This is a genomic window from Arthrospira sp. PCC 8006, assembly GCF_046480465.1.
Classification (GTDB): Bacteria; Cyanobacteriota; Cyanobacteriia; order Cyanobacteriales; family Microcoleaceae; genus Limnospira; species Limnospira platensis.
The window spans coordinates 1-2,617 of the sequence record NZ_PKGG01000384.1; the positions used below are offsets into that span (position 1 = coordinate 1).

The 2,617-nt window shown below is 44.4% G+C and carries 4 protein-coding genes; 3 read left to right on the top strand and 1 reads right to left on the bottom strand.

What is annotated here, in order from left to right; all coding sequences use genetic code 11:
• The 3 genes from B9T16_RS27680 to B9T16_RS27690 form a co-directional block, all read left to right on the top strand.
• A partial coding sequence (locus tag B9T16_RS27680) for an HNH endonuclease (RefSeq protein ID WP_410246289.1) occupies positions 1-507 on the top strand: 507 nt, incomplete at its 5' end.
• Between the two features lie 102 nt (positions 508-609).
• Positions 610-1,113 (top strand): hypothetical protein, encoded by a 504-nt coding sequence (locus tag B9T16_RS27685; protein WP_006615945.1) that lies wholly within the window; start codon positions 610-612, stop codon positions 1,111-1,113.
• Between the two features lie 262 nt (positions 1,114-1,375).
• Complete coding sequence (locus B9T16_RS27690; protein ID WP_006615946.1) at positions 1,376-1,867, top strand: YajQ family cyclic di-GMP-binding protein; 492 nt, start codon at positions 1,376-1,378, stop codon at positions 1,865-1,867.
• On the opposite strand, the gene B9T16_RS27695 is transcribed toward B9T16_RS27690, so the two are convergent.
• Positions 1,868-2,086, bottom strand: a complete 219-nt coding sequence (locus B9T16_RS27695) for a hypothetical protein (protein WP_152088781.1) — start codon at positions 2,084-2,086, stop codon at positions 1,868-1,870.
• Positions 2,087-2,617 lie beyond the last annotated feature (531 nt).

Genomic DNA, 2,617 nt, shown 5'->3' on the forward strand with positions numbered 1-2,617 from the left:
ATAGTCTGGAAGATGCTAAGGGCATGGACAGTATCAAGATGCGGAAAGGCGAATCATGAAAAGTTAAGGAACTACTTCCAGCAGGAAAGGGTTAAACTTAGCAACGGAAAAGAAAGGCATGAAACTTGGTTGTTTAAAACTAAAGAGGGACTCCAATTGTGGAAACATAATTGGACCCCAATTGCCAGACATACCCTAGTACGCCCAGAAGCGACACCATACGACGGAAATTGGACTTATTGGGCAACCAGAAAAGGACAAGCAATCGATACGCCAACAAGGGTAGCGAAACTACTCAAAAAGCAAAAAGGCAGGTGTTCCTGGTGTGGACAGTATTTTGCACCATCAGATTTAGTTGAAGTAGACCACATTGTACCTCGAAACTTAGGTGGAAAGGATGAATACAAGAATCTTCAATTATTGCACCGTCACTGTCACGATAATAAAACGGCGCTTGACAAAAACAACGCCAAAGCTGTATCCTTAACAATGGAACAATCAGACTAGGAGCCGGATGAGGTGAAAGTCTCACGTCCGGTTCTGAATGGGAGGGGTAGACCGTGAGGTCTATCTCGACCCCTAATTCTTGGTAAATATATAAGAGTATCCTTGAGTCAGTCCATCAATTTGCCCAGAGTAGATGAATTTTTAGAAGAACTTGCAGCCATTCAGCAAACCGGCTCCAAGCGCATTGCCTTACTCGGTTCCCGCCATATTCCCTTAACCCATCAGAATTTGATTGAGATGATGAGTTATGCCCTAGTTTTGGGGGGAAACCATCTGATTACCTCCGGTGCAACCGGGACTAACTCAGCCGCCATTAGAGGGGCAATGCGGGCTGATCCTAATCTTTTAACAGTCATTCTACCTCAAAGTCTCGAACGTCAGCCTCGCGAGTCACGGTCACAGCTAGAACAGGTCATCCATTTGGTCGAAAATCCCTCTGGAGATACCTTATCATTGGCCGAAGCTAGTTCCTCCTGCAATCAGGAAATTATTTCCCGGTGTCAGCAGTTGATATGTTTTGCTTTTCATGACAGTGATACTTTGCTGAGGACCTGTGAAGAAGCCGAAAATCAGCGGAAGGTGGTAACTTTGTTCTATTTGGATTGAAGCCAGAGGTTGCCAGTGGCACTTAGTTGGTATAGATCTATTGGGGCAAGTTCTCAGAGATATAAGCTATCTCACCCCATAAGGCCTGATTTGCTGTTCAATGCCAAAATCAGACTGCTGTTACCGAAAAATTGGATACAAAGACCCGTCCTTTAGCCTAGCTGGGGACGGCTTTTTATCAAAATTGTTGCATATTTGGATGTTTGGGGTTAGAATCCTTGTCCTAAGAAATCAGTAGAACATTACATAGCAACGAAGGCTTATGGCTTCAACATCTTCTTTCGATATTGTCAGCGATTTCGACCGTCAAGAATTGGTCAATGCACTAGACCAAGCCAAACGAGAAATTATTAGTCGCTACGATTTGAAAGATACTAACACTACCCTAGAACTTGGTGATGAGGTAATTGTTGTCAATACCGACAGCGAGTTTACTCTTGATGCGGTCCATACGATTATGCAAACTAAGGCTGCTAAACGTAATCTATCCCTCAAAATTTTTGATTATGGAAAGGTTGAGTCAGCTAGTGGAAACCGAGTCCGCCAAGAAATTACCCTGAAAAAAGGGATTAGCAAGGATGTGGCTAAACAGATTACCAAGATTATTAAAGATAATTTCAAAAAATCTCAGGCTTCTATCCAAGGTGATGCGGTGCGGGTTTCTAGTAAGTCTAAAGATGATTTACAGGAGATAATTAGATATCTCAAGCAGGAAGATTTCCCCGTAGCACTACAATTTACCAATTACAGATAGTTAATATCCTACCAGGCGATCGGGTGCGATCGCCTGGTAGGGTGCGTCAGAACCAGGGTATATAAATCCCCAGGAATAATGCTCGGCTGACGCACCATTTCGAGTATACAAGTTCCCACACCGGCTCACGCCTACGGTAGGGTGCGTCAGAACCAGGGTATATAAATCCCCAGGAATAATGCTCGGCTGACGCACCATTTCGAGTATACAAGTTCCCACACCGGCTCACGCCTACGGTAGGGTGCGTCAGAACCAGGGTATATAAATCCCCAGGAATAATGCTCGGCTGACGCACCATTTCGAGTATACAAGTTCCCACACCGGCTCAYGMCTACGKTAGGGTGCGTCAGAACCAGGGTATATAAATCCCCAGGAATAATGCTCGGCTGACGCACCATTTCGAGTATATGAGTTCCCAGAAATAATTATGATGCTCTACCAACAATCAATTATCGGTTATGGTGCGTCAGAAATCAATTATCCCCTGTTGATTTCAATTCTCGGAGTCTGACACACCCTACTGATGGTTAAGGTTATGGTGCGTCAGAAATCAATTATCCCCTGTTGATTTCAATTCTCGGAGTCTGACACACCCTACTGATGGTTAAGGTTATGGTGCGAGGCGTTCAGGCATGAAATAGAGCTGTAATGCTCGAAATAACCGCCTGGTAAGGATTTCAGCCCCTCGATTGAATACAAGAGACTCGCCTCTGACCATCCCTACAACTGTTTATATGTCCCAACGATTTG

Excerpts from the sequence above, each read along its gene's own strand:
- B9T16_RS27690 (WP_006615946.1), top strand. The coding sequence starts at position 1,376 with ATGGCTTCAACATCTTCTTTCGATATTGTCAGCGATTTCGACCGTCAA.